The 469-nt window shown below is 68.0% G+C and carries 1 pseudogene; it reads right to left on the bottom strand.

The features are described from left to right. A pseudogene (locus DBV35_RS29235) lies at positions 1 to 469 on the bottom strand (translational GTPase TypA); the annotation flags it as partial.

Below are 469 nucleotides of genomic sequence, written 5' to 3'. Positions count from 1 at the left end.
CTCGATCTTGCGGATCCGGACGTTCTCCGGGGTGATCTCGACGCACTCGTCGGTCGCACAGAACTCCAGCGACTGCTCGAGGCTCAGGATCGTCGGCGGGATCAGCTTGACCAGCACGTCGGAGGTCGACGAGCGGATGTTGGTCAGCTTCTTCTCGCGGGTGATGTTGACCTCGAGGTCCTCGTTGCGGGTGTACTCCCCGACGACCATCCCGCCGTAGACCAGCGTGGTCGGCCCGACGAACAGCGTGCCGCGGTCGGCGAGCTGGTCGATCGCGTACGGGGTGACCGGCCCGGAACGGTCCGAGATCAGCGAGCCCTTGTTCCGGGTGCGGATCTCGCCGACCCAGGGGCCGTAGCCGTCGAAGACGTGGCTGGCGATGCCCGCGCCGCGGGTGATCGTCAGGAACTCGGTGCGGAAGCCGATGAGGCCGCGGGACGGGACGCGGAACTCCATCCGGACCCGGCCG

The organism is Acuticoccus kandeliae (assembly GCF_003073115.1).
This window is presented reverse-complemented; position numbering and strand designations above follow the sequence as displayed.